The organism is Rhizobium sp. ZW T2_16 (assembly GCF_044987325.1).
In the GTDB taxonomy this organism is placed as follows: domain Bacteria; phylum Pseudomonadota; class Alphaproteobacteria; order Rhizobiales; family Rhizobiaceae; genus Neorhizobium; species Neorhizobium cellulosilyticum.
In genome coordinates this window covers 90,454-113,225 of record NZ_JBJDRG010000009.1, presented here as the reverse complement: position 1 = coordinate 113,225, position 22,772 = coordinate 90,454, and the positions used below count along the sequence as shown (strand labels likewise).

Annotated in this window: 21 protein-coding genes; 11 read left to right on the top strand and 10 right to left on the bottom strand. The window is 57.8% G+C overall.

Translation table 11 applies throughout. The features are described from left to right. Position 1: 1 nt before the first annotated feature. From galE to ACI3K0_RS20380, 4 genes are read left to right on the top strand one after another with little or no spacing between them, the layout of a single operon-like run. Complete coding sequence (galE, locus tag ACI3K0_RS20395; protein WP_183829946.1) at positions 2-985, top strand: UDP-glucose 4-epimerase GalE; 984 nt, start codon at positions 2-4, stop codon at positions 983-985. After that, positions 982-2,826 (top strand): glycosyltransferase, encoded by a 1,845-nt coding sequence (locus ACI3K0_RS20390; protein ID WP_404946110.1) that lies wholly within the window; start codon positions 982-984, stop codon positions 2,824-2,826. The genes galE and ACI3K0_RS20390 overlap by 4 nt, the downstream gene beginning before the upstream one ends. Positions 2,827-2,872: 46 nt before the next feature. Continuing rightward, positions 2,873-3,373, top strand: a complete 501-nt coding sequence (locus ACI3K0_RS20385) for a DUF995 domain-containing protein (RefSeq protein WP_404946109.1) — start codon at positions 2,873-2,875, stop codon at positions 3,371-3,373. Positions 3,374-3,389: 16 nt separating this feature from the next. Then, positions 3,390-4,349: a glycoside hydrolase family 26 protein gene (locus ACI3K0_RS20380; RefSeq protein ID WP_404946108.1), complete on the top strand. Its 960-nt coding sequence runs from the start codon at positions 3,390-3,392 to the stop codon at positions 4,347-4,349. A 343-nt stretch (positions 4,350-4,692) separates the two neighbouring features. Here the strand turns inward: ACI3K0_RS20380 and ACI3K0_RS20375 are convergent, their stop codons facing one another. The 3 genes from ACI3K0_RS20375 to ACI3K0_RS20365 form a co-directional block, all read right to left on the bottom strand. Next, positions 4,693-6,756, bottom strand: a complete 2,064-nt coding sequence (locus ACI3K0_RS20375; protein ID WP_404946130.1) for an ATP-binding protein — start codon at positions 6,754-6,756, stop codon at positions 4,693-4,695. Beyond that, positions 6,731-8,239: an ATPase domain-containing protein gene (locus tag ACI3K0_RS20370; protein WP_206827523.1), complete on the bottom strand. Its 1,509-nt coding sequence runs from the start codon at positions 8,237-8,239 to the stop codon at positions 6,731-6,733. The genes ACI3K0_RS20375 and ACI3K0_RS20370 overlap by 26 nt, the downstream gene beginning before the upstream one ends. A 423-nt stretch (positions 8,240-8,662) precedes the next feature. Beyond that, a complete protein-coding gene (locus ACI3K0_RS20365) occupies positions 8,663-9,550 on the bottom strand; it encodes a LysR family transcriptional regulator (RefSeq protein ID WP_404946107.1) in 888 nt (295 codons plus the stop codon). A gap of 98 nt (positions 9,551-9,648) precedes the next feature. Here ACI3K0_RS20365 and ACI3K0_RS20360 point away from each other — a divergent pair, with 98 nt between their 5' ends. The 3 genes from ACI3K0_RS20360 to ACI3K0_RS20350 are packed head-to-tail and all read left to right on the top strand — an operon-like array spanning position 9,649 to position 12,503. Continuing rightward, on the top strand, positions 9,649-10,893 hold the full coding sequence (locus tag ACI3K0_RS20360) for an MFS transporter (protein WP_404946106.1): 1,245 nt from the start codon (positions 9,649-9,651) through the stop codon (positions 10,891-10,893). After that, positions 10,890-11,330, top strand: a complete 441-nt coding sequence (locus ACI3K0_RS20355; protein ID WP_286194963.1) for a cyclophilin-like fold protein — start codon at positions 10,890-10,892, stop codon at positions 11,328-11,330. Before ACI3K0_RS20360 ends, ACI3K0_RS20355 begins: the two co-directional genes overlap by 4 nt. A gap of 60 nt (positions 11,331-11,390) precedes the next feature. Next, positions 11,391-12,503 (top strand): alpha/beta hydrolase, encoded by a 1,113-nt coding sequence (locus ACI3K0_RS20350; protein ID WP_404946105.1) that lies wholly within the window; start codon positions 11,391-11,393, stop codon positions 12,501-12,503. 415 nt (positions 12,504-12,918) lie between these two features. Here the strand turns inward: ACI3K0_RS20350 and ACI3K0_RS20345 are convergent, their stop codons facing one another. From ACI3K0_RS20345 to ACI3K0_RS20335, 3 genes are read right to left on the bottom strand one after another with little or no spacing between them, the layout of a single operon-like run. Then, a complete protein-coding gene (locus ACI3K0_RS20345) occupies positions 12,919-13,350 on the bottom strand; it encodes a DUF2177 family protein (RefSeq protein ID WP_206827527.1) in 432 nt (143 codons plus the stop codon). Positions 13,351-13,373: 23 nt separating this feature from the next. Then, entirely contained in the window at positions 13,374-13,736 is a 363-nt protein-coding gene (locus ACI3K0_RS20340) for a DUF2147 domain-containing protein (protein WP_206827715.1), read from the bottom strand. Between the two features lie 5 nt (positions 13,737-13,741). Beyond that, a complete protein-coding gene (locus ACI3K0_RS20335; protein ID WP_206827528.1) occupies positions 13,742-15,001 on the bottom strand; it encodes a cyclopropane-fatty-acyl-phospholipid synthase family protein in 1,260 nt (419 codons plus the stop codon). Between the two features lie 192 nt (positions 15,002-15,193). Here ACI3K0_RS20335 and ACI3K0_RS20330 point away from each other — a divergent pair, with 192 nt between their 5' ends. The 4 genes from ACI3K0_RS20330 to ACI3K0_RS20315 are packed head-to-tail and all read left to right on the top strand — an operon-like array spanning position 15,194 to position 18,119. Continuing rightward, positions 15,194-15,994, top strand: coding sequence for a DUF1295 domain-containing protein (locus ACI3K0_RS20330; RefSeq protein ID WP_206827716.1), 801 nt, complete (start codon positions 15,194-15,196; stop codon positions 15,992-15,994). Next, the gene (locus tag ACI3K0_RS20325; RefSeq protein WP_148144196.1) at positions 15,991-17,022 is read left to right on the top strand and encodes a cyclopropane-fatty-acyl-phospholipid synthase family protein; all 1,032 of its coding nucleotides are present in this window, start codon (positions 15,991-15,993) and stop codon (positions 17,020-17,022) included. The genes ACI3K0_RS20330 and ACI3K0_RS20325 overlap by 4 nt, the downstream gene beginning before the upstream one ends. Then, the gene (locus ACI3K0_RS20320; RefSeq protein WP_404946104.1) at positions 17,019-17,570 is read left to right on the top strand and encodes a hypothetical protein; all 552 of its coding nucleotides are present in this window, start codon (positions 17,019-17,021) and stop codon (positions 17,568-17,570) included. Before ACI3K0_RS20325 ends, ACI3K0_RS20320 begins: the two co-directional genes overlap by 4 nt. Before the next feature lie 21 nt (positions 17,571-17,591). Beyond that, positions 17,592-18,119: a lipocalin family protein gene (locus ACI3K0_RS20315; RefSeq protein ID WP_206827531.1), complete on the top strand. Its 528-nt coding sequence runs from the start codon at positions 17,592-17,594 to the stop codon at positions 18,117-18,119. 147 nt (positions 18,120-18,266) lie between these two features. On the opposite strand, the gene ACI3K0_RS20310 is transcribed toward ACI3K0_RS20315, so the two are convergent. The 4 genes from ACI3K0_RS20310 to ACI3K0_RS20295 are packed head-to-tail and all read right to left on the bottom strand — an operon-like array spanning position 18,267 to position 22,771. Then, a complete protein-coding gene (locus tag ACI3K0_RS20310; protein ID WP_206827532.1) occupies positions 18,267-19,028 on the bottom strand; it encodes an SDR family NAD(P)-dependent oxidoreductase in 762 nt (253 codons plus the stop codon). Continuing rightward, the gene (locus tag ACI3K0_RS20305) at positions 19,018-20,712 is read right to left on the bottom strand and encodes an SMP-30/gluconolactonase/LRE family protein (RefSeq protein WP_148144200.1); all 1,695 of its coding nucleotides are present in this window, start codon (positions 20,710-20,712) and stop codon (positions 19,018-19,020) included. Before ACI3K0_RS20305 ends, ACI3K0_RS20310 begins: the two co-directional genes overlap by 11 nt. Beyond that, complete coding sequence (locus tag ACI3K0_RS20300) at positions 20,709-21,692, bottom strand: NAD-dependent epimerase/dehydratase family protein (RefSeq protein ID WP_404946103.1); 984 nt, start codon at positions 21,690-21,692, stop codon at positions 20,709-20,711. Before ACI3K0_RS20300 ends, ACI3K0_RS20305 begins: the two co-directional genes overlap by 4 nt. After that, positions 21,689-22,771 (bottom strand): ABC transporter ATP-binding protein, encoded by a 1,083-nt coding sequence (locus ACI3K0_RS20295; protein WP_404946102.1) that lies wholly within the window; start codon positions 22,769-22,771, stop codon positions 21,689-21,691. The genes ACI3K0_RS20300 and ACI3K0_RS20295 overlap by 4 nt, the downstream gene beginning before the upstream one ends. Position 22,772 lies beyond the last annotated feature (1 nt).

The following is a 22,772-nucleotide window of genomic DNA, read 5'->3' as shown; positions in this document are numbered from 1 at the left end:
CATGACCGATACCGTCGTCGTGACCGGAGGAGCAGGTTTCATCGGCAGCCATGTCTGCAAGGCGCTTGCGGAAGCTGGTTTCCAGGTAATTGCCCTCGACAATCTCTCCACCGGTCACGCCGACGCAGTTCGCTGGGGGCCGCTGATCCGGCTCGATATCGCAGATTTTGAAAGACTTCGGCAAAACCTTGAGCGTTCCCATGTGCGCTGTGTGATCCACTGTGCCGCCAATGCCTATGTCGGCGAATCCGTCAACGATCCGCGCAAATATTACAGCAACAACGTCATCGGCGGTCTTTCACTGCTGAATGCATGCCTGGCGGCCGGCGTAGGTCACATGGTCTTCTCCAGCAGTTGTGCGACTTATGGGGTGCCGCATCAGCTTCCGATCCGCGAAAACTGTGAGCAGAAGCCGATTAACCCCTATGGCCGTACCAAGCTCGTTTTCGAGCATGCGCTCGAGGATTACGGCAGCGCTTACGGACTTAGCTACGTGGCCCTGCGTTACTTCAATGCCGCCGGAGCAGATCCTGCAGGAGATCTTTCCGAACGGCACGAGCCCGAGACACACCTGATCCCCCGCGCGTTGCAGGCCGCCGCAGGGCGGCTGAACCTGCTCGAAGTATTCGGCACTGACTACGACACCCCCGACGGCACCTGTGTCAGGGATTATGTCCACGTGTCCGATCTCGCTGATGCCCATGTCGCCGCAGTACGTCATCTTCTCGCCGGAGGCGATACGCTTCGCGTCAATCTCGGCTCGGGGCGTGGGACGTCAATCCGGGAGATCCTGCAGTCCATATCCCACCTCACGGGGCTGCAGGTTCCGGTCGCCTTTCACCCAAGGCGTGCGGGGGATCCGCCGATCCTGTTTGCCGATACGGCCATGGCACATTCAACGCTGGGCTTTGTGCCCTGGCGCTCCGACCTTGCCACAATCATCCGCACGGCCGGCCCGACATTTGGTCTGGAGATTGTCCGATGATGAGAAAGATCAACATCCCGGCCCGGCATCAGAACGTCGTCGATCAGTCGATGCTTGAACCCATCTTCTGCGGGCGGCAAAAGCTTTTCTACGGTATTGGTGCGTTCATATGGCTTGCTGCGGTCATCCATTTCTGGCGCTGGTGGCTGCAGCCGGAACATGTCGGCAACTGGCCGCTGTTCATATCGATGAGCGTCATTCTCGCTTGGATCACACTCATCCCGTTCTATTTCATCGCAATCTTCTTCGGCGCACGACGCATGAAGGCCTCCGTCCCGCCTCCGAATGGACGGATTGCCATGGTGGTCACCAAGGCCCCGTCAGAACCCTTCAGCGTCGTGCGCCGAACCCTGCTTGCTATGCTTGACCAGGTCGAAATGGACTATGATGTCTGGCTGGCCGACGAGGACCCATCCGAAGAGACGCGAAAATTCTGCAATGAGCGCGGCGTGTTCATTTCCACGCGCAAGGGCGTGGAAGCATATCATAGGTCCGAATGGCCGCGCCGCACGCGCTGCAAGGAGGGCAATCTCGCCTATTTCTACGATCAGTACGGTTATGACCGATATGACTTCGTTGCACAGTTCGATGCGGATCACGTGCCGGAACTCACTTATCTCAGAGAGGTGATGAAGCCCTTTTCCGATCCGGCAGTCGGTTATGTCTCTGCGCCGAGCATATGTGATGCCAATGCGAAAGAAAGTTGGGCAGCGCGCGGCCGGCTTTACGTCGAAGCGAGCCTGCACGGCGCCTTGCAGGTCGGATACAATAATGGATGGGCGCCACTATGCATTGGCTCCCACTATGCCGTGCGTACGAAGGCGCTGAAACAGATCGGCGGACTGGGTCCGGAACTTGCCGAAGATCATTCCACCACTTTGATGATGAATGCCGGCGGATGGCGTGGTGTTCATGCCGTCGATGCGATCGCTCACGGCGACGGCCCTGCCACCTTCGCAGACCTTGCCGTCCAGGAATTTCAGTGGTCACGCAGCCTGACGAGCCTGCTGCTGCAATATTCGCCGCATCTGATCGGCAGGCTGCCTTCAAGGCTGAGGTTTCAGTTCGTCTTTTCGCAACTGTGGTATCCGCTGTTTTCCCTCTTTATGGCGGTCATGTTTGCCATGCCGCTCCTTTCGCTGGCGACCGGCCGTGCATTCGCGGAGGTAAGCTATGCGCAGTTTCTGCAGCATTTCATGCCCCTCTCGATCGTGCTCGTCGGGCTGGCATTCTTCTGGCGTTCAACGGGGCTTTATCGTCCATGCGGTGCCAAACTGTTCGGCTGGGAGGGCATGCTCTTCCTTTTGGTCCGCTGGCCATGGTCGCTGGCCGGTACCCTGATGGCGGTTCGTGACACCCTCGGCAGCCGCTTTGTCGACTTTCGCATTACGCCCAAGGGCGAGCAGTCGCGAATGCTACCGACAAGGATCATTCTTCCCTATCTCGCCCTGGCCGCCTGCAGCGCGGCGGCCATGGTCGGCGCACCGGAGGTGAACGAGACGCGTGGTTTCTATATCTTCGCAGCGATCAACACGCTTGCCTATGCGACAGTTGCGACATTGATCGCCTTCAGGCATGGCCGGGAAAACGGCATGCTCACAGTGGCGCGGGCCAAAGGCATCACGATGGCATCCCTTTGTGCTGTCGCTGCCGTTCTCGTCGGCGGCGGGCAACTGGGCCAACACGCCGTAGGCTCCGTCGAGGCACTTTCCTACGGCCAGAACATCGTCAGCTTCAGCGAAACACGCTTCACCGTGGCAGGCGCCGGTCATCGCAGCCGGACCAAGATCACGACGTTCCGTTTCCACTGGAACGGCTTTGGTGCGCAACAGGATATCTAGACCGGTTTCTCACCCGGATGTTTGCGTTGAGAACAAGGAGGAGACAATGAAACAGAAACATCTATGGCTGGCTGGCGTCTTCCTCGTCACCGTCCTGGGGCCTTTGCCTGCCCTGGCCGAGAAGACGTTTACACCGCCGCCGACCGCCCCCGTTCCGGCCTCGGAACTGAAGGCGATATACGGCGACAGGACTTGGCTTTGGAGCGCGGGCGGAGGACGGTTCGATACCGGTGACAATCGTTTCTCCGCCTATACACGTGAAGGCGGCAAGCCGTCGGTGGGCCAGGGACGCTGGGTCGTTGATGACAATGGAAAGCTCTGCATTCTGGCAAAATGGTATGCCAGCAACAGCAACGCGCGCGCTGCGACCTGTTTCGGCCATGTCAGGATCGGCGATACCATCTTCCAGCGGCGCCATCCCTTCGGTCACTGGTATGTGTTCCGCCATGCGCCGGAGCGTAAGGGCGATGAATCTGCCAAGATTGTCAGCGCCGACACGGTCGCATCGCATATTCGCAAGTGGCAGGCATCAACATCTGGAAATTGACGGAAGGAGGCCCGTTATGAAATCGATCGACAGACGACAATTCGTCGGAGCAGGCATAGCGACCATTGCAGTGGCTGGCGCCTGTCATTTTGCCCTCGCACAGGGGGAAAACCTGTTATCGGCGACCGCCGGTAGCCGTATCCGGGACAAACGTCCGACAGTGCATACGCCGGGACTGAGGTTCGGCGCCTATGATCCGCACGGAGATTTTGCCGAACAGGCGAATGTAACGACCGAGGCGTTGTTCATGCCCTGGGAGGATGTAGACCTATCGTCATTACCCGCAGCCGACGCTTATGCCCTGCAACGCAAGCGTAACCTGCTGATCACCGTGGAGCCGTGGTCATGGGACGAAAATTTCCGTCTCACTTCCGGCGAGCTCCAGACACGTATCCTCAATGGCACATACGATCGGAACATGCGCGAAATCGCACATCTGATCGGACAGCTGAAGAGCCCGGCCGTCGTTCGCTGGGCGCAGGAAATGGAAGATCGTGAAAGTCGCTTCTCCTGGGCAGGCTGGAGGCCTGACGCCTATATAACCGCCTACCGCAGAATGATGGATATCGTCAGAAAGGAAGCGCCGAAAGCGCAGTTGATGTGGTCGCCCAAGGGCGTTCCCGGCTTGCGGGACTATTATCCCGGCAGCAATTACGTCGATTATGTCGGCCTGTCGGTTTTCGGGCTCGAGGCATTCGACAGGATTGCCCACGGAAATCCGCGCAGCTTCAGCGACAATCTTCTTCAGGGATACGGTCTTGTCGAAGAATTCTCCAAACCCGTCTGGGTGGCCGAACTGGGCTATGAAGGCGGCGACGGCTATCTGACTGCTTGGATGGGCGACGTCACACGAGATCGCGAAGAATTTCCGCTTCTTGAAGAGGTCGTCTATTTCAATGACCGCGAGGTTCATCCTTGGCCCTATAACCTAGGCAAACCGGATTGGAGGGTCGTACGAACCGGTAGCTTGGGGTAGCGGATAGACACTGCGATGAAAACCGATTGTGCGTTGGTGATCTGGGCATCTTCTCGGCTGAAATCCACTTTGCCGCCAGAAGTAGCTGCTAAAGCGGCACTGTCGAACCCTAAGGCGAATGGGTACATCTCAACGAGCCGTGAGCCGTGCAACAAGTAACTGGGAGATGGATGCCGATGGAGCATGCCAGGTATTCAATGCAATAGACGAGTTAGGCACAGGTTGCGGTTTGAAACAGTTCGGCTGCTTTAACCGACAATAACCGGCTATTGACTGTGCATCACTATTCGATGATCAGCATTTATCCCGCTCTGTTTTGTAATGAAGCAACAGGGCTTATTGTTCAATGGGTGGTCAACTTCCCGATTTCGGCTGAAAGCTGGTCTTGGGTGTACGGCTTTCCAAGGCGCGCAAAATCGAGCCCCACGCCCGGCGGCAACTCCGCATAGCCGGAAGCGATCAGGATTGGCAGGCTCGGCAGCACGGCTCTCGCCGCCATTGCAAGCTCACCGCCGTTCATTCCTGGCATAGAGAAATCGGTGATCATCAGGTCGAAGCCGTTGCCATCACCGAGACACTCGAGCGCCTCGCGGCCGGAATGCGCCTCGACGACATCATGTCCCAAATCGGTTAGCATGTCCGCCGAGCTCATGGCGATAAGCGCGTCATCATCGACAAGCAGGATCCGCAGGGGCCTTGCTGCGGCAGCGGCCTTCTCAACAGCCATCTTAGCGACATCCGGCCGGATTTCGTCGTCATTCGACACGGGGATCCACAATTCGGCGGTGGTGCCTACACCCACTTTGCTGGTCAGCTTCAGATCGCCTTTGAGCTGCAGTGCCAGCCCATGGATCATCGAAAGGCCAAGACCTGTGCCCTTGCCAAGTTCCTTGGTCGAAAAGAACGGTTCGACGGATTTTTTCAAAGTTGCTGCGTCCATGCCCACCCCCTGGTCGGTGACGGACACAACAACATAGCGGCCAGCCGAAAGTGTCCCTTGGGGAGTGACCTGTTCCGCTTGCCTGAGCTCGATGCGCAGGGAGCCGCCTCCCGGCATGGCGTCTCGGGCATTGACGGCAAGATTGAGCAGGGCGAGTTCGACCTGGTTCGAATCCGCGGATACCGATGGCAGATGGTCCGGAACGATAATTTGGATTAGAATGGTGGTGCCGACCGAGCGCTTCAGCAAATCCTCCAGGCCAAACACAAGTCCACGCAGATCTACCGGACCGATCTGGAGATCTTGCCGGCGGGCAAAGGCCAGCAGTCTTTGGGTAAGCGATGCGCCGCGCCTAGCGCCCTGCATGGCTCCGTCGATCAGCCGTTCTGCCTTGGCATCTCCGGCATCATGCTTTCGCAAGAGCTCGAGATTACCAAGCACCGCCATCAGCAGATTGTTGAAATCGTGCGCAACACCGCCGGTCAGCTGGCCAATCGCCTCCATCTTCTGGGCCTGGCGCAATTGCTCCTCTGCGTGCTGGCGCTGCGAGATCTCTGCCATGACGATGGCGTGGGCGTCTTCGAGCTCCTTCGTTCGTTCAAGAACCCTTTCCTCCAGCACTTCGTTCAGACGACGCTGCTGCTCCTCTTGGCGAATGCGGTCTGTAATGTCTGCCGATACGCCGACCAGTTTGATGGCTTGGCCGGCACGGTCCCGATAGAGCTGCGCACGAATCTCTGCCCAGTGTTGTGAGCCATCCGGCCAGATCGTGCGGTAATCGATCGAATAGTCTCGGCCTGTTGTGATCGTCAGATCAACCGACGCTCTCATTCGCTCGATGTCGTGGGGATGGATACTGGCAATCAGGTCCTCGTAAGTGAAATGCTCCTCTGAGCCACGACCAAAAACGCTCCGACATGTCGGCGACGTCGTCAGTACCATTGTGGCGAGGTCAAGCTCCCAGGCACCAAGGTGGCCAGCTTCCAGTGCAGTCTGCAGGCGCCGTTCACCTTCGTCGAGCGCCTCGATCCTGAGGCGCGCCTCGAATTGGCGACGTCGTCCCCGCAATGCTGAACGGGCGACACTGACGAATGTTGTGGCGTGAAACGGCCGCTCGATGAAGCTGACATTGCCGAGCACTTCCGACAGGCGAGATGCAGCCGGATTGCGCTCCGGCCCTCCGCCGCGATTTGTCAGGATAATGAAAGGAAGATCGGACCAGCTTGGCTGCCTCTCGATCCAAGCCGAAAGCCCGCGCAAGTCGCTTGATCGCACCGCCTCTTCCGTGACGACGGCAAAAGACACGTCGTCACCAAGCGCCTCGACAAACCCGACAAGGTCTGGGATGACGCGACTTTCGATGCCTGCCGCTGCAAGGAGGGAGGCAGCGATCTGAGCATCGCGGCCGCGCGGGGCATGAATCAGGCCAATGGCGTTGCGATTAGGAATTGTTGCGGTCCTCGTCAGAAAGCGCCATCAGGGGGCCGCGTTCACCGACAAAGGTCGGCACGCCGCGTAGCACGCCCTGAAAGCCGGAAAGCGCCTCGCCGACGGTAAGGCCAGCATTGCTGATCTTGAATTCGCGTATCGTGTCCTCATGTCTGCCAGTACGTTTCTTGATCACCGAAATAGCACGCCTGACCTTACCCATGGCTTCGAAATAGCGGAGCAAGATGACCGTGTCGGCAAGGTAGGTCACATCAACCGGCGACTTCATGTCCCCGACAAGACCATGCTGTGCCACGGTCAGGAATGTGTTGGCGCCCTGTCGATTAAGATACTGCAACAGCTCGTGCATGTGCAGGATCAGAGCATTTTCGCCGGGCATGGATGCCTGATATCCGTTGATACTGTCGATGACGACGGTCTTGGCATCGAAACCCGCGACCCGATCACGGACGCGCTGTGCGAATTCACCGGGCGAAAGCTCTGCGGCATCGAGCTGTTCGATGTGGAGGAGACCTTCGTCTCGCATCTGTTCGAGATCGAGGCCCATAGCCTTGGTCCGCGCGAACAGCAGGCCAAGCTCCTCGTCGAAGAGAAACACCCCCGCTTTTTCTCCGCGCTTGACCGCGGCCTCGACAAACTGCATAGAAAAGAAGCTCTTGCCCGTGCCGGCCGGGCCTATCAGCAGCGTGCTGGAACCTCGCTCGATGCCACCGCCAAGCAGGTCGTCGAATTCGGCAATACCACTCTTCAATGTTGTGCGCTCGAAGTTGACCCTGTGCTCAACTGCCCTCAAGCGAGGGAAGACGGCTACGCCGCCTGTCCTGATAATAAAGTCATGATAGCCACCGCGAAAGGCTTGGCCACGATATTTGATGACCCTCAGCCGCCGGCGTTCCGCCCCATAGTCCGGAGCAAGCTGCTCCAGATGAACAACACCATGAACGACGCTGTGGACCGTCTTGTCGAACTGATCGGATGTCATATCATCGAGCAACAGAACCGTTGCTTCTGAGCGCGAGAAGTAATGCTTGAGCGCCAAAATCTGTCGGCGATAGCGAAGCGAGCTTTGTGCAAGGAGGCGGATTTCGGACAGGCTGTCGATAACGACACGATGCGGCTTCACCCGCTCAAATGCCTCGAAAATCAGCTTAGTTGTTTCACCAAGCTCCAGATCAGACGAATAGAGCAAGCTCTGCTGCTGATCCTCGTCGAGGAGGCTTTCGGGTGGAACCAGCTCAAAAATTTCGATCGTGTCGCCAAAGTCGATGCCATGTGAGAGTGCACTATCCCTAAGCTCGTCTTCCGTCTCGGACAGACTGATATAAAGACACCGCTCCTTGAGTGAGGCGCCCTCAAGGAGAAACTGCAACGCAATAGTCGTCTTTCCGGCACCAGGAGATCCTTCAAGCAGGAATACATGACGACGGGTCAGGCCTCCGGCAAGAATATCATCCAGACCTTCAACGCCTGTCCGTGCTTTTTCCGTCTTAAGGTCTGTCATGTGCTCTCCTTGAGACCATGTGAATTAGTGTGCTACTCCAACCAAACAAGGCAGTGCCCCATAAACCTTTACCTGTCGGGGCGCTCGAATTTACGTGCGCTCGCGACACATAAACGAGCGATAATCCGTGTTTGTTTCATTGGCTGGCCAACTGTGACGTTGCGCTCAAGTAAGGGGATCTGCAGATCAAGCCGATGAGCATTCACTATCAACAACCCGCTGTCTCATATCGACGGTGGACGCAGCGACGCGATCAAGCCCGCCAGCTCTTGCAATGTATAGCGCTTGGTCGGCGGACTGTGAAAAGGGCCGACTGAGAAAGTTCACCTCACACTGTTGTCACTCCGATGCTGATGGTGACATGTCCCTTTGGCTCGCCAAGCCGATGGCACTGGGAAGGTGCGGGCGTGACAAAGCGTAAAATCAAACCTTCAAGGCATCGACAATCACCTTGAATGCCGGCGAGTTCTGCCGGCGGCTCGGATAATAGAGATAGTAGCCCGGAAACATCGGGGACCAATCATCCAGGATTTGGACAAGCCGCCCGGAAGCGATCTCGTCCACGACGAGGCTTTCCGGCACGTAAGCGATGCCATAGCCGCTGACCGCGGCGCCTATCATCGCATAGGACGTGTTGAAAATCAGCTGCCCGTCGACTCGAACACGGACTTCCCGGCCATCCTTTCCGAACTCCCAGGCATAGAGCCCACCAGCGCTCGCTTGCCGGTGGTTGATACAGTCGTGGCCAACCAGATCCTGGGGTGTCCTGGGAGTAGCATGCGCCGCCAGATATTCTGGAGAGGCGACTGCGACCAGGCGCCAGTCGGGACCAATTCGGACGGCGATCATGTCCTTGTCGACGCTCTCGCCAAGACGAACACCTGCGTCGAACTTCTCTTCGACAATGTTTCGAAACCCGTTGTCCATATTGAGCTCAACCCTGACGTCGGGATAATGGCGCAGAACGGACCGAAGTTTCGGCCATACCACGCTTTCCTGCGCATAGTCCGACAGGGTGATCCGAACGGTCCCGGACGGCTTGTCCCGGATCTCCATCAGTTCGTCGATCTCGGTTTCGAGCTCCTCGATCCTCGGTGCCAGCGAACGTATCAACCTTTCGCCGGCTTCTGTCGGGGAAACGTTACGTGTCGTGCGGGTTAAAAGTCGCAACCCCATGCGAGCCTCAAGCCGCTTGATCGTGTGGCTGATCGTCGATTGAGACGTTCCGAGCTTGGCCGCGGGTTTCGTGAAGCTGCGCTCCTCGGCAACCGCCAGAAACCAAAGCATGTCATTCAGGTCTTCGCGCTTCATCAGCAGCCCTCAAGCTTAGTCATTCATGTCATGAATCGATAAGTCCAAGAGGATTGCAATGGCTAATCATGAAAGTCGCGTCAGACTATATTTTGGCCATGACCTATAAAGCTCAGCAAAGAACAGACGACATCGGCCCATTCGGGCCAGACGCGATACTCAAAAATGCGCCAGACACCAAAGTAACGGTTGCTGCCTGGGGCGCTGTCTTCTCGCTGGCGCTTTGCGTCGCCGTCCTGATCGCATCGGAATTCATGCCTGTCGCCCTTCTGTCGCCGATCGCCACAGATCTCGATGTGACCGAAGGACATGCGGGCCAGGCGATCTCGATTTCCGGCGTCTTCGCGGTGGTGACAAGTCTCTTCGTTGCAGGGCTGACGCAGCGGATCGACCGGCGTGTGGTGGTGACGTCGTTTTCGCTGTTCCTGATCGTCTCCGGAACTATCGTAACCTTCGCCCCGAACTATCTGGTGCTGATGATAGGCCGCGCTCTGCTCGGCGTGGCGATCGGCGGCTTCTGGTCGATGTCGGCGGCGGTCGTCATGCGGCTGGTACCCGAACAATCTGTTCCTAAGGGACTGGCGATGCTCAATGCAGGCAATGCCATTGCGGCGACGATATCTGCGCCGCTCGGCAGTTTTCTCGGGAACTATGTCGGTTGGCGTGGAGCATTCTTCGCGGTCGTGCCGCTGGCGCTGTTGTCTCTCGTCTGGCAGTGGGTCAGCCTTCCCTCGTTACCGCCGAAACGCAGCGAAGGCCCGAGCAACGTCTTCAGGCTGCTCACCCATTCTCAGGTCGCTATTGGCATGGCGTCCATCATGCTGCTCTTCATGGGCCAGTTCGCACTGTTCACCTACCTGCGCCCCTTTTTGGAAACCGTGACGAACGTGACCATCTCCACACTCTCGCTTTTGCTCCTGTTGATGGGGCTCGCGGGTGTCGCTGGGACATATGGGGTGAGCCACCTTCTCCAGAAGCGGCTGTTCAGTATCCTCGGTGCGATCCCTCTCATCATGGCCGTGATTGCACTCGGATTGATCGCTTTCGGCTCATCGGTCACGGCCACAGCTCTCCTGCTGTTAGCTTGGGGATTGTTCGCCACAGCCGCGCCTGTCGGCTGGGGCACCTGGCTGACCCGGACGATGCCCGACGATGCTGAGGCGGGCGGCGGTCTGCAGGTCGCGACAATCCAGTTGGCCATTACACTGGGCGCTTCATTCGGAGGGATACTGTTCGACAGCGCCGGCTGGGGGACGACATTTCTGCTCGCCGCTTTGCTCCTTGCCGCTTCATCGACCCTCGCATTCGCAGCCGGGCCGATGGCACGAAGGGTCTGGCCATGATCGACCGCCGTTCCGCGATCGTAGCGATGGTCGCCATGGCTTCAGCTCCGGCGTGGTCACACGCACAGTCGAATAAAATGGGACGCGCCATGAAGTTCAAGATGACATTCAGCGATCACCAGATGGCAGCAACCCTCGACGAAAGCCCGGCGTCGCTGGAGCTTTTCGGATTGCTGCCGCTCGATCTCAAGATCGAGGACTACTCGACCAACGAAAAGATCGCCTATCTGCCGCGCAAGCTGACCAAACATCAGGATGTCCCTTTTGGCGACGGGCGTCCAGGCGACATCGCCTATTTCGCGCCTTGGGGCAATCTCGTCTTCTACCACGCCGACTACCGGCATTCGAGAGGGCTGATCCGTCTCGGCCGCTTCGATCTCGGTTTCGAGCCGCTTCTTACCCGAGGGGAGTTTCCACTTCGGATCATTCCGATCTGAACGCTCCCGCCGATGCCACCGTGGCCCAGTTTCAAACTCAACATATGAAGGAGACAGCAAATGACTAACAAGCAAGCACTCAATGACGCGCAGCCCCTGAACTCCAGTATCGACAGACGCAATCTCCTGAAGATGTCGAGCGCCGCCGCGGCCGCTCTCGGCATGATGTCCATTTTCAACACCAGTTTTGCAGAGGCACAAGACATGTCCAACGGCGCCGCCAATTTCTACACCAGCGACAGGGTGACCCTTCAGAAGGTCACCTTCAAAACCCAGTACCAGACGCATGTCGCGGGCAACCTCTATCTCCCCAAGGATCTCAACCAGGCGGCAAAGAACCCGGCCATCATCGTCGGCCACCCGATGGGTGCTGTCAAAGAGCAGAGCGCCAACCTCTATGCGACCAAGATTGCCGAGCAGGGTTTTGTCGCCATGTCGATCGATCTGCCTTTCTGGGGCGAGAGCGAAGGACAATCTCGCAATCTTGTGTCCCCTGAAGTCTATGCTGAGGCATTCAGTGCCGGCATAGATTTCCTCGGTTCGCATGTCTTCGTGGATCGCCAAAGGATCGGCGCGATCGGGGTATGCGGCAGTGGTAGCTTTGTCATCAGCGCCGCCAAGATCGATCCGCGCATCAAGGCAATTGCCACCGTCAGCATGTACGATATGGGAGCTGCCTTCCGTGACGCCCTGAACAAGTCGCAGACGGTCGAGCAGCGCAAGCAGTTCATCGCAGCAGCGGCCGAGCAGCGCTGGGCTGAAGCCGACGGTGGAGCAATCGAGTATGTCGGCGGAACGACGCTCGCCCTTACGGCAGACACAGATCCGGTGCAGCGCGAATTCTACGATTTCTATCGCACGCCGCGGGGCGAGTTTACCCCCACCGGCGCCACGCCCCAGACGACAACGAAGCCGACGATGAGCAGTATCGTCAAATTCGCGAACTTCTATCCGTTCAACGACATCGAGACGATCTCCCCTCGCCCGATGCTGTTCATCTCCGGCGACCAGGCCCATTCGAAGGAATTTAGCGAAGACGCTTACAAGCGCGCGTCCGAGCCGAAGGAACTGGTATGGGTCAAGGGAGCGGGCCATGTCGATCTCTACGACCGCGTCGATCTGATCCCGTTCGACAAGCTCAACAGCTTCTTCGACCAGCACCTCACCGCCTGACGTCATCTCATAATGCGCCGGCCGGCCATTCCCGTAGCCCAGGACGGGATCGGCCGGCGCATGCGGCTGCATCAATCGTCTGTAGGCGCCCCTCTTGCCGGTTGCAATGCCAGCCTTTCTCGTTCTCAGCCTCGCCGATTGGTAGCTCGACAATTTCGCCCACGAACTATTTGGGACGGTAATCTGGTGATAAACAGGGTCTGGTTCGGACACCTGTTCCGAGGCCGGCACGACCTGAAGTGCACCATCATTGTAACGCTCCAGACACCGGCGACGACTAGAAAAAAGCCTCGTGGGCCTGAAGCCTTTTATTTCGCTTGACTGTCGTCGGCTTGCTCAAGAGTGCCCGGCGAACTTTTTTCGGCAACAATCCCGCCTGGCATTGCCAAAGAAGCATCGTGATAAGGAAATCACATTACAAGCCGCGCCCTTCCGAAGTGAAGCCGCCGAAAAGGCGCGTGGTTATCCAATAACCGGCACCACTCGCAATTGCAGACAGGAACGTACCCCAGCAAAGATCAGCGAGCGTCAATGCTGTCGACCAGCGTATCAATGTTGCCTGATTGGTCAGGTCATAGGTTGCATAGGCAGTAAAGCCCAGGACGGCACCAGAGAGGACCGCGTTAGAAAGCGCTCCTTGCCTGAATGCGGGCCGAACTGCCAGAAACACCAGTCCAGCCGGATAGATCAGATAAAACACTATCGCCGGGATAAGCCGGAATTCCGGCGCCAGCATGTCGCCCATCACAGGGCGGTAGAGGCGGTCCGCCATGATGCTCAACCACACGGCATCAATCAAAACCATCGCGATCAACGTTACCAGGTAGGCGACAAGATACCTTTTCATAGGCATTTCCTCTTGAGGTGCACTCAATCGATCCGGGTCCAGTTAATGCCTTTGCACAACAGGCCGGCAACGATACAGCCTTTCGTCGTCATCCTGTCTCCCTTGACCGTCACGGTGAGCCGGTAGGTCAGGTCCCGCTGCGGATCGAAAGCGCTGCCGGAATAGATGCCGTCACCATCAGGCTTGATGCTCATGACCAGCTTGTCGCCTTCCTTCTCTTTCGGCGTGCCCGGCTTTATCCAGGTATTGACCGCGCAGATGTCGGATCCGCATGGCGCGATCGTCACCTTTGCGTTTCCATCGCCACGGGCCCATTGGCCGTCTATATCGGCGGCATGGGCGGCCGCTCCCCATGTGAGGCAAGCACCAATCATCACTATGCTCATCTTTTTCACGACAGACCTCCTTCTCCCGGCATCGATGCATGCTCGATCGTGTAGAGACCGACATTGATCGTCCCTTCCTCGAAACCTGCCTCGCAGTAACAAAGGTAGTAGAGCCACAGACGCCGAAATCGCTCGTCGAAACCCTGTGCGGCGATCTGTGGCCAGTGCTCCTCGAAACGAATTCGCCATTCCGCCAGCGTCCGGGCATAGGAAGCCCCGAAATGCTCGATCTCGCAGACAGCCAGACCCGATCGAGCGACAGACGCCGACAAGGCACTGTCCGATGGCAGGAAACCGCCGGGGAAAACGTATTGCTGGATAAAATCGGTGCTTCCCCGATATGTCCTGAACCGCTCTTCTTCTATCGAGATTATCTGCAGAACGGCACGACCGCCGGGCTTCAGACAACGTTTCAAACTATCGAAATAGCTCGGCCAATAGGCCTCGCCAACGGCCTCGAACATTTCGATGGAAACGATACGGTCAAACTGCCCGTCGGTGTCGCGATAATCCTTGAGAAGGAGCGTGACGTCGCTTGATAAGCCGGATTGTCTGACAACACCGTTCGCCCATGAAAGCTGAGAGGGCGACAAGGTGATCCCGGTTACCTTAGAGCGGTTCACCTTTGCCAGATGAGTGGCAAGTGCGCCCCAGCCGCAGCCGATCTCGAGAACGCTTTCTCCGCCCGCAAGCGTGAGTTTCTCGACGATACGGTCCAGTTTTCTGCTCTGCGCCTCCTCCAGAGTTCGCGTCGTCTCTTCGAAGATCGCTGAAGAATAGAGCATGGAGGGATCAAGCCACAGCGCATAGAAGTCATTGCCGAGGTCATAATGCGCTTCGATATTCTTGCGACTGCCACGCTTCGTGTTGGCGCGAAACAGATGCTTCATGCGGTTGACGGCACGCATCAGCAAGCCGCCTTCGATGGCCGGCGTCAGTGCCTTTCCATTCCTGGCCGCAAAACGGATGACCGCCGTCAGATCGGGCGTTGTCCAGTCACCTTCGATGAAGCCTTCCGCAAATCCGATATCGCCTGCCGCAATCACCCGACGCAACATCCGCCAATTTCGGATCAGTATGATCGCCTCGGGACCGGGCTGAACACCTTGCTTGTTGATGACCTGACCGGATGGAAGCACGATCTTGATATGGCCGTAGCTCACACCCGCCAAGAACCTCTCAAGCATGGTGCCCGCCCAGCCGAATTCTGCGGGCGCCTGCGAAAGATCAAGTTGCGTCCCGGTGACCTCGTCTGACCAACTCATGCAGTTCTCCCTCCATCAGTTGCGAGGATTGCTTCGATGCATCTGCAAGAGGTTACGAGCGCTTCCGGCTTTTAGTTTCCCGGAGGAGAAGAATTTTTCGATTTTTTCTGATTGTCATGAAACTGGATGGGCTTTTTCTCCGTAGATCTCAGTGAAGGCAATGAGACCTTGCCTTGGGAGGAGCCCATGGACATGCTTCTGCTGATCGTCATCGCATTCTGGCTGTCATTGGCCATGGCTGGCGCATGGGCTATCCAGCGCGCGACCGGCTTGAGTGGATGGATCGATACGATTTGGTCATTTGCTGTCGGTGTAGGTGGGATCCTCTCGGCGCTCTTCGCCGATGGAGATTCCGAGCGGCGCGTTGCAATTCTGGTGATGGTAGCGGCCTGGGCACTGAGGTTGGGTAGCCATATCGGGTCCCGAACCAGGGGAGCAGGCGAGGATCCCCGTTATGCAAAATTCATCGAAGAATGGGGCGAAAACGCCTCTTGGCGGCTCTTCGTCTTTCTGCAAATCCAGGCTCTCGCCGCCTTCATTCTTGTTCTGGCGGTCTACATGGCAGCCACGAACGAAGCGCCCTTCCCTCGCATCCTCGACCTTGTCGGCATCGTCATCGCCGTCTTGGCGCTCGCAGGCGAAGCAATCTCGGATCTGCAACTAAGCCGCTTTCGAAAGACGCCGCAGGCAAAGACCGAGATCTGCGAGACGGGCCTCTGGAGGTATTCGCGCCACCCGAACTACTTCTTCGAGTGGATGTTCTGGTGTTGCTGGTTTCTGTTTGCCGCGTCTCCATCCATTGCGAGCTGGCTGTCCTTGTTGGCGCCGCTCCTCATGTACTGGCTGCTCGTGCATGTCTCAGGCATCCCACCGCTCGAAGACCATATGCTGCGCTCGCGCGGCCAGAAATTTCGCGCCCTGCAGCGGCGTGTGAATGCTTTTTTCCCCGGCCCCAGAAGGCAGGATATCCACCCAGAAGGAGAGTTGAAATGAACATGCTGGCCTTCGCTATCAACACCGCCGAACGCGCGCCTCTGACCGATGGTATGACGCTCGCGGGTATCGACTTCCTTTGTGGTCGTACCAAGCGTCGTCTCGCCGCCACGGCGGCCAGCCAGGAAACTCTGTTTGTCGATGCCATGAACCAATACCCGGTGGCGATCCATGCGGACGAGGCCAATCGCCAGCATTATGAAGTGCCCGCGGCTTTCTTTTCGCGGGTTCTCGGCCCGAGCCGAAAATACTCCTGCTGCCTTTATCCGACCGAATATACGACACTGAAGGAAGCGGAGGTTCATGCCCTCGCCGAAACGGTGAGGCATGTCGCGATCGAGGATGGCATGACGATCCTGGAACTCGGCTGCGGCTGGGGCTCGCTTTCGCTTTATCTGGCGGCGCAGTTTCCGAACTCGCGTATCGTCTCCGTTTCCAACTCCTCCTCGCAACGCGCCTTCATCCTGGCGACGGCCAATCAGCGCGGACTTTCCAACCTGTCGGTGATAACCGCCGATATGAACGAATTTTCGATCGAACAGCGTTTTGATCGTGTCGTCTCGATCGAAATGTTCGAACACATGTCCAACTGGCGGAAACTCTTTGAGCGTGCCCGCGACTGGGTGAAGCCGGAAGGTCGGCTTTTCCTGCATGTCTTCACTCACAAGGACCGCTCCTACCGCTTCGACCACGACGATCCTGCAGACTGGATCGCCCATCATTTCTTTACCGGCGGTATCATGCCGGCACATGACCTGCCTCATCGTTTCGAGGATCTGTTCGCGGTCGAGGAGGAATGGCGGTGGTCCGGAACTCATTATCGTCGTACGGCGCTCGACTGGCTCGCCAATTTCGACCGGGAGTCCGATCAGATCGAACCTATTTTCGCAGAGGTTTACGGCAAGGACGCACCCCTCTGGCTACGCCGCTGGCGGCTGTTCTTCCTCGCGACCGCCGGCCTGTTCGGTCACGATGACGGCGATATCTGGGGTGTAGGCCATTATCTGCTGAAACCGGCAAGGCTATGAGCGCGCAACGAGTTCCTCTCGATCCTCTTACCCAGGCGACGGTTACGATCGCTTGGGTCATATGTCTCAACAAGCCATTTTATCCGGTCTATGTCTGGTATCTCGTCGGCGATGGCGTCGTTGCGTCACTTGGTTCGCTGCTCGCGGCTCCGGTCTTTTTGGCAATTCCGTTCATCGCCCGTCGTTGGCCCATCATTGCGCGGATTTCGCTTCCCATCGTGGGGGCATTCGACACCTTGTTCGAGACAAAGTTATTTGGCGAAAGCTCCGGGACGGAATTGTTCTTCGGGGCCTGTATCATGCTCGCGGCAGTCTCTTTCCGAACGAAAGAAAAATGGATTCAACGCAGTGTGACAGCTGTCACTTTCGCCATCTTCCTTTTGTCGCGCTATATCGGTGGACCGCCATTCCACGGCTGGAGTGATACTGATCTTGCCGTGCTTCTCGATCTCAACATTTTCGCGGCCGCATGCCTGATGACGCTCATCGCTATACGATACGCAGGTTTGTCGACGGTTGCGGAACCCGCGAACCGGGAGAAATGCTAGGTAAATATACTGGAGGATGACATGCAGGACTTTTGGAAATGCCTCGTCGGCGTCTTCTGGCTCGCCGGAACACTCGCGCCGCACACCGCTACGGCAGCCGAGCCTGAAGTGGTCAAGGTTGGTGCTGACCATTATCGCGGGACATGGCTTGAGATCGGTCGCCGGCCGATGTGGCTGACCGATGGTTGCGTCGCCGGCTATTCCTCATATCACCGCGGCAAATCACCAGATCAGGTAATTGTCGAAGACGGATGTCGCGTCGGTAATCCGCAGGGTCGATTGAAGACTGTCCGTGGAACAGGGCGCATACTCGATTTTGACAGCGACAAGGCCAAGATGCGTGTCCGCTATCCATTGCTGATCACCTTCAACTATTGGGTCCTCTATAAATCACCGGACAAGAACTGGTTTATCAGCGCTGATCCCGACATGACCAATCTATGGATTTATGCGCGCACAGTTCCATCAAAGGCCAAACTCAAGACAATGGTCCGTAAAGCAAGTCAGCTTGGTTATGATGTTCGCAGGCTGGAGTTTCCCGAGCAATAGCGGATACTCCATTATGCACCTGCTGGAACTGGCGTAAGCCAGTTCTCAGTCTCATGTCCTGCCAATCGAGCCGCGCACTTAGGTCTTGATGGGATATGAACCGCCGGTCCGCGCTGGCGCAGGTCGATTAGTTTGCCTGCAGATCCATCAATAACCGCCGGTCAGGAAAACGGCCTCGCCAGTCATGAAACTGCAGGCCTGCGATGAAAGGAAGATTGCCGCGCCGACCATTTCTTCAGACCGACCAGCCCGTCCCATCCAGTTCAGCGTGCGGGCATATTCAGCCCATCCTTCCGGATCATCGTCGCGTCGATGGGCATTTCTGTCGGTATCGATCAGGCCGGGAGCAAGCGTGTTGAGCAAAACATTGTCCATCGCATAGTCCCGCGCCTGGCTCTGGATGAGGTTGTGTTGTGCAGCTTTCGTTGCCGCATACGCGGTTACGACACCTTTTGGACGAAGCTGGTTAATCGAACCGATGGAGACCACCCTTCCCCATTTGCGGGCAGCCATGAGTGGCAGTGCCGTCTGCAACATGTCCACGGTCGAACCGAAGTTCACCGCCACTTGAAAAGCAAAATCCTCCGGCTTCAGATCCGGCAAAGTTGCGTTGATCTGAGCACTGGCGTTGATGACCAGGATATCGACGGGAGCGATGTCTTCGGCCTGCTCGATCAGATCGCGGCCGGCACCAGGTGCCGACAGGTCGCTCACCAGTTCGTGTGCCGTGCCACCGTTTTCGACAATGCGTTGGTGCACGAGAGCCGCTCCGCCGGCTTTGGTGCCATGCAGAATGACATGTGCTCCTGCAGCCGACAGTCCTTCCGCGATGGCCGCGCCAATGCCGCGGCTGGAACCGGTGACGAGTGCCGTGCGCCCCTTCAAACCAAAGAGGGTTTCAAGATTCATTATTTCCCCCAAACAATGAAATGTGCGCACCGGCAACACCGGGACGGCAGGAAAACAAGCCGCCGGATAGTGGCGCATCGGCCAGTGTCGACGCAGGCAGGCGTGTGCGTGCGCTGGTGATGAACAGCGTGGAAAGGTCCGGTCCGCCAAATGCGATGCTCGACGGCCGCGGCACGGGCATGTCGATTACCTGATCCAGCTTGCCATTGGGCAGGTAACGTCGCACACACCATCCATCCCAGATTGCGCACCAGACGCCGCCTTCCGCATCAACGGCAAGACCATCGGGCCGACCATCGGCGACCGGAATGCGGGCAAATTCCCGACGCGCCGAGAGCGTGCCGGTCGCGGGATTGAAATCGTAGGCGTGGATCAGACCTGGCACCGTATCGACGAAATAGAAAGTTCGGCCATCCGGGCTCCAGCCAAGGCCATTGGAAACGATGATGCCACCTTCCTTGCGTTCAAACGCACCAGTTTCATCGATGCGATAGAGCGCACCGGTCTGCTTGGAGGCATCGATACGCATCGAACCAACCCAGATCGCTCCATCCGGCCCACATTTTGCGTCGTTCAGCCGGTTGCCGGCAAGGTCGGCCTCCGTATTGACAAAAGGCGCAAGGCGGCCGGAGGCAAAATCAAGCCATTCCAGTCCGTCCTGAGATGCAACCAACAGGCGTCCCTTGGAGACCGGAATGACAGCGCTGACAAGCTTGCCCGTTTCACAGGTGTCGTTGCGACCCGTTGCAGGATCAAAACGGTGAACGGCGGGGTGAAGGATATCAACCCAGTAGAGCGCATTCTCGGCCTCATGCCAGACCGGACTTTCGCCCAGCTGAGCTCCCCAAGGCAGAATGCAGCTCAGCTCGGCCGTAGGCTTCCCGGTCGTGGAGCGTGGCCGGGGCCGCGAGCTGATGGCAACGGCGCCTGCAGCACCGGTTATGCGACGGGCGGCCGCGATCAGTTCGCGCCCCACCGGGTGAATATTGGATGCCTCAAGACGCGATGAAGGGCCGAGTGCCACCAGCACACCGATCGGCGTGTTGTCGCGTCCCATCACGGGGGCAGCGACTGAATTCACACTCAGCAGATGCTCCTCATAGGAAATCGAATAACCGCGTGCCCTCGTCAGGGTCAGATCAGCTTGCAAACTTTCAAGAGTAGTGATCGTCTGCGGCGTCTGGCGGTCCAGCGTCAGGCGTTCCGTAAGTGACCGTCCCACCGCGGGGTCCTGGAATGCGAGAAGGGCCTTGCCGGGAGCGGTACAATGCAGCGGCACGCGGCGGCCAACTTCAACACGCACTGACAGTCCATTGGGCGAGCGTTCGGCCAGATATTGCGCCATAACGCCATCCAGCCGGCACAATGCGACTGTCTCGCCGAGTTCGACCGCCAGCCGTTCGAGCTCCGGTGTAGCAGCGGAGACCAGATCAAAACTCTCCCAGACCTTGTGGGACATTTCGAGAAACCGCTGGCCAAGGACATAGGTGCCGCGGGCTTCGTCCTGGCGCACCAGCCCATAGGCGATCAAAGTGCGCAGGATACGGGCAAATGTGGGTTTTGGCAGGCCGGACGCGCGCAGGAGTTCAGCAAAACGCAAAGGCTCGGGCGCATCGGCAACCATGTCCAGAAGGGTCAGGCCTTTCGCCAGTGCTGCTGTGCCACCCGGTGTCTCAGGTTTCATTGCCTCTTCTCCCCGGCGAGGCGTCGCTGCCTTGCTGCGGCGGCCTCTTCCAGCATCCGGTCGATCGTCCATTCCGCCTCAAACCCCAACGTGTTTCTGATACGCTTGTTCGAGGTGTGGTAATAAACGCCCTCACCGGGAAAATCGACTGGCACGATGGGCAGACCGGTCAACGTCGCGATACGCGGCAGAAGTTCGGCGAAATCCGCCGGTTCATTTCCACCCAGGTTGAATGTGCCGCCGGCCGCATTGGGATGATCAAGCGCAAGAAGAATGCCGGTCACCATGTCACGGGTGTCGGTTAGGTGCATTCGAAACGGCCGGCCATTTTCGTTGCGCGCCAACACATGGGCCGGCACTCCGATATCCTTCGCCTTCAGAAGATCGGCGACAGCCGTGTTCCCGAAACTCTCTTGCTGGCGGATGCGTGGGCGCAGGAAGAAGCGTGGACCGGAGAAAAAACTGTCTTCATCCAGCAATTCGGAAGCGTCCTGCGTATGCGAAAAACGCAGGATCACCGTTTCCATCGAGCCGGCCCGCTGGTGAAAGCGCACCAGTTCTTCGCCGAGCAGCTTGCTCAGTCCATAGGGTGAATTCGGCTTGAGCGGATGGTCTTCGGTTACCGGCAGGAATTCCGGGCGGTTTTCAGGATATACCTCACCGGAAGAGGCAAACACGAAACGACGTACGCCAGTAGCCGAGGCGGCATCCAGCAGGCGGCGCGTACCTTCGACATTCACAGCAAACATGAGATCACGGTCCGTCGGAGCCCAGGACATGAATGCGCCGAGATGCAGGATATCGGTGATGCCGTGAGTAGCCTCCGCCAGTCTGTCTGCATCCTCAAGCGAGCCAATAATTTCGTCTCCACCTGTTCCCGATGGACGCAAATCAAACCCCCGCACCATCCGGCCCTTGTCGCGCAAGGCTGCAACTACGGCGCGGCCGACACGCCCGGACGATCCGGTAACAAGGATCATAGCCGTTCACCCGTCTTTTGATCAAAAAGGTAGAGTTGAGCAGGATCAAAGCCAAGCCTGATCTCCTCGTCCCGCGGCAGGCTGCCCGTATGCGATACGCGAGCAATCAGCCCCTTGGATTTGCCCTCTTCACCATCAGCGATCCGGGCGCCTTCGGCGTCGAAATAGACGTACTTTTCGGATCCCAAGCTTTCGACGAGTGTTGGCCTTACACCAAAGGTGACGGGGGCATCGCCCAGAACGAGATGTTCCGGTCTAAGGCCCACCACCACCGGCCCCTGACCGCTGGTGGCTCGCGGAAGTGAAATCTGCTGGCCAAAAGCGGTAAGCTTGCCGTCGCGCAGTTCCGCATTCAGGAAGTTCATGCCCGGCGAGCCTATGAAGCCGGCAACAAACAGATTGGCAGGATTATTGAACAACTCGTCAGGTGCGGCAATCTGCTGGATTATCCCTCCCTGCATGATGACAACGCGATCAGCCATTGTCATCGCTTCGACCTGATCATGGGTCACGTAGACGGTGGTGACGCCGATACGCTTATGCAGAGCGCCGATTTCAGCGCGCATATGGACACGCAGTTTGGCGTCGAGATTAGACAGCGGCTCATCCATCAAAAATGCCTGCGGTTGGCGTACGATGGCACGCCCCAGTGCCACACGCTGGCGTTGACCACCCGACAAGTCCTTGGGTTTACGGTCGAGATAGGGAGTTACTTCCAGGATACGCGCCGCATCATCGACACGCCGGTCGATCTCGGTTTTGTCGGTGCCCCGCATTTTAAGGCCAAAGCCAATATTCTGGCGCACCGTCAGATGGGGATAAAGCGCGTAGTTCTGAAACACCATGGCGATATCGCGATCGCCGGGCGCCAGATCGGTCACTTCGCGGTCGCCGATGAAGATCTGACCGTCGGTGGCAGGCTCCAGACCTGCCAGGATCTTCAACATGGTAGACTTGCCGCAGCCGGAGGGGCCGACCAGTACAACAAACTCTCCATTTTCGATTTCCAGCGAAAAGGGTCTGAGCACGTTCAGCGCGCCATAAGACTTGCTGACATTGCGAATTGAAATATTGGCCATG

Excerpts from the sequence above, each read along its gene's own strand:
- ACI3K0_RS20310 (WP_206827532.1), bottom strand. The coding sequence starts at position 19,028 with ATGAATCTTGAAACCCTCTTTGGTTTGAAGGGGCGCACGGCACTCGTC.
- ACI3K0_RS20315 (WP_206827531.1), top strand. The coding sequence starts at position 17,592 with ATGCAGGACTTTTGGAAATGCCTCGTCGGCGTCTTCTGGCTCGCCGGA.
- ACI3K0_RS20360 (WP_404946106.1), top strand. The coding sequence starts at position 9,649 with ATGACCTATAAAGCTCAGCAAAGAACAGACGACATCGGCCCATTCGGG.
- ACI3K0_RS20365 (WP_404946107.1), bottom strand. The coding sequence starts at position 9,550 with ATGAAGCGCGAAGACCTGAATGACATGCTTTGGTTTCTGGCGGTTGCC.
- ACI3K0_RS20295 (WP_404946102.1), bottom strand. The coding sequence starts at position 22,771 with ATGGCCAATATTTCAATTCGCAATGTCAGCAAGTCTTATGGCGCGCTG.
- ACI3K0_RS20305 (WP_148144200.1), bottom strand. The coding sequence starts at position 20,712 with ATGAAACCTGAGACACCGGGTGGCACAGCAGCACTGGCGAAAGGCCTG.
- ACI3K0_RS20385 (WP_404946109.1), top strand. The coding sequence starts at position 2,873 with ATGAAACAGAAACATCTATGGCTGGCTGGCGTCTTCCTCGTCACCGTC.
- ACI3K0_RS20380 (WP_404946108.1), top strand. The coding sequence starts at position 3,390 with ATGAAATCGATCGACAGACGACAATTCGTCGGAGCAGGCATAGCGACC.
- ACI3K0_RS20340 (WP_206827715.1), bottom strand. The coding sequence starts at position 13,736 with ATGAGCATAGTGATGATTGGTGCTTGCCTCACATGGGGAGCGGCCGCC.
- ACI3K0_RS20330 (WP_206827716.1), top strand. The coding sequence starts at position 15,194 with ATGCTTCTGCTGATCGTCATCGCATTCTGGCTGTCATTGGCCATGGCT.
- ACI3K0_RS20355 (WP_286194963.1), top strand. The coding sequence starts at position 10,890 with ATGATCGACCGCCGTTCCGCGATCGTAGCGATGGTCGCCATGGCTTCA.
- ACI3K0_RS20370 (WP_206827523.1), bottom strand. The coding sequence starts at position 8,239 with ATGACAGACCTTAAGACGGAAAAAGCACGGACAGGCGTTGAAGGTCTG.
- ACI3K0_RS20325 (WP_148144196.1), top strand. The coding sequence starts at position 15,991 with ATGAACATGCTGGCCTTCGCTATCAACACCGCCGAACGCGCGCCTCTG.
- ACI3K0_RS20300 (WP_404946103.1), bottom strand. The coding sequence starts at position 21,692 with ATGATCCTTGTTACCGGATCGTCCGGGCGTGTCGGCCGCGCCGTAGTT.
- ACI3K0_RS20390 (WP_404946110.1), top strand. The coding sequence starts at position 982 with ATGATGAGAAAGATCAACATCCCGGCCCGGCATCAGAACGTCGTCGAT.
- ACI3K0_RS20350 (WP_404946105.1), top strand. The coding sequence starts at position 11,391 with ATGACTAACAAGCAAGCACTCAATGACGCGCAGCCCCTGAACTCCAGT.
- ACI3K0_RS20335 (WP_206827528.1), bottom strand. The coding sequence starts at position 15,001 with ATGAGTTGGTCAGACGAGGTCACCGGGACGCAACTTGATCTTTCGCAG.
- galE (WP_183829946.1), top strand. The coding sequence starts at position 2 with ATGACCGATACCGTCGTCGTGACCGGAGGAGCAGGTTTCATCGGCAGC.
- ACI3K0_RS20345 (WP_206827527.1), bottom strand. The coding sequence starts at position 13,350 with ATGAAAAGGTATCTTGTCGCCTACCTGGTAACGTTGATCGCGATGGTT.
- ACI3K0_RS20320 (WP_404946104.1), top strand. The coding sequence starts at position 17,019 with ATGAGCGCGCAACGAGTTCCTCTCGATCCTCTTACCCAGGCGACGGTT.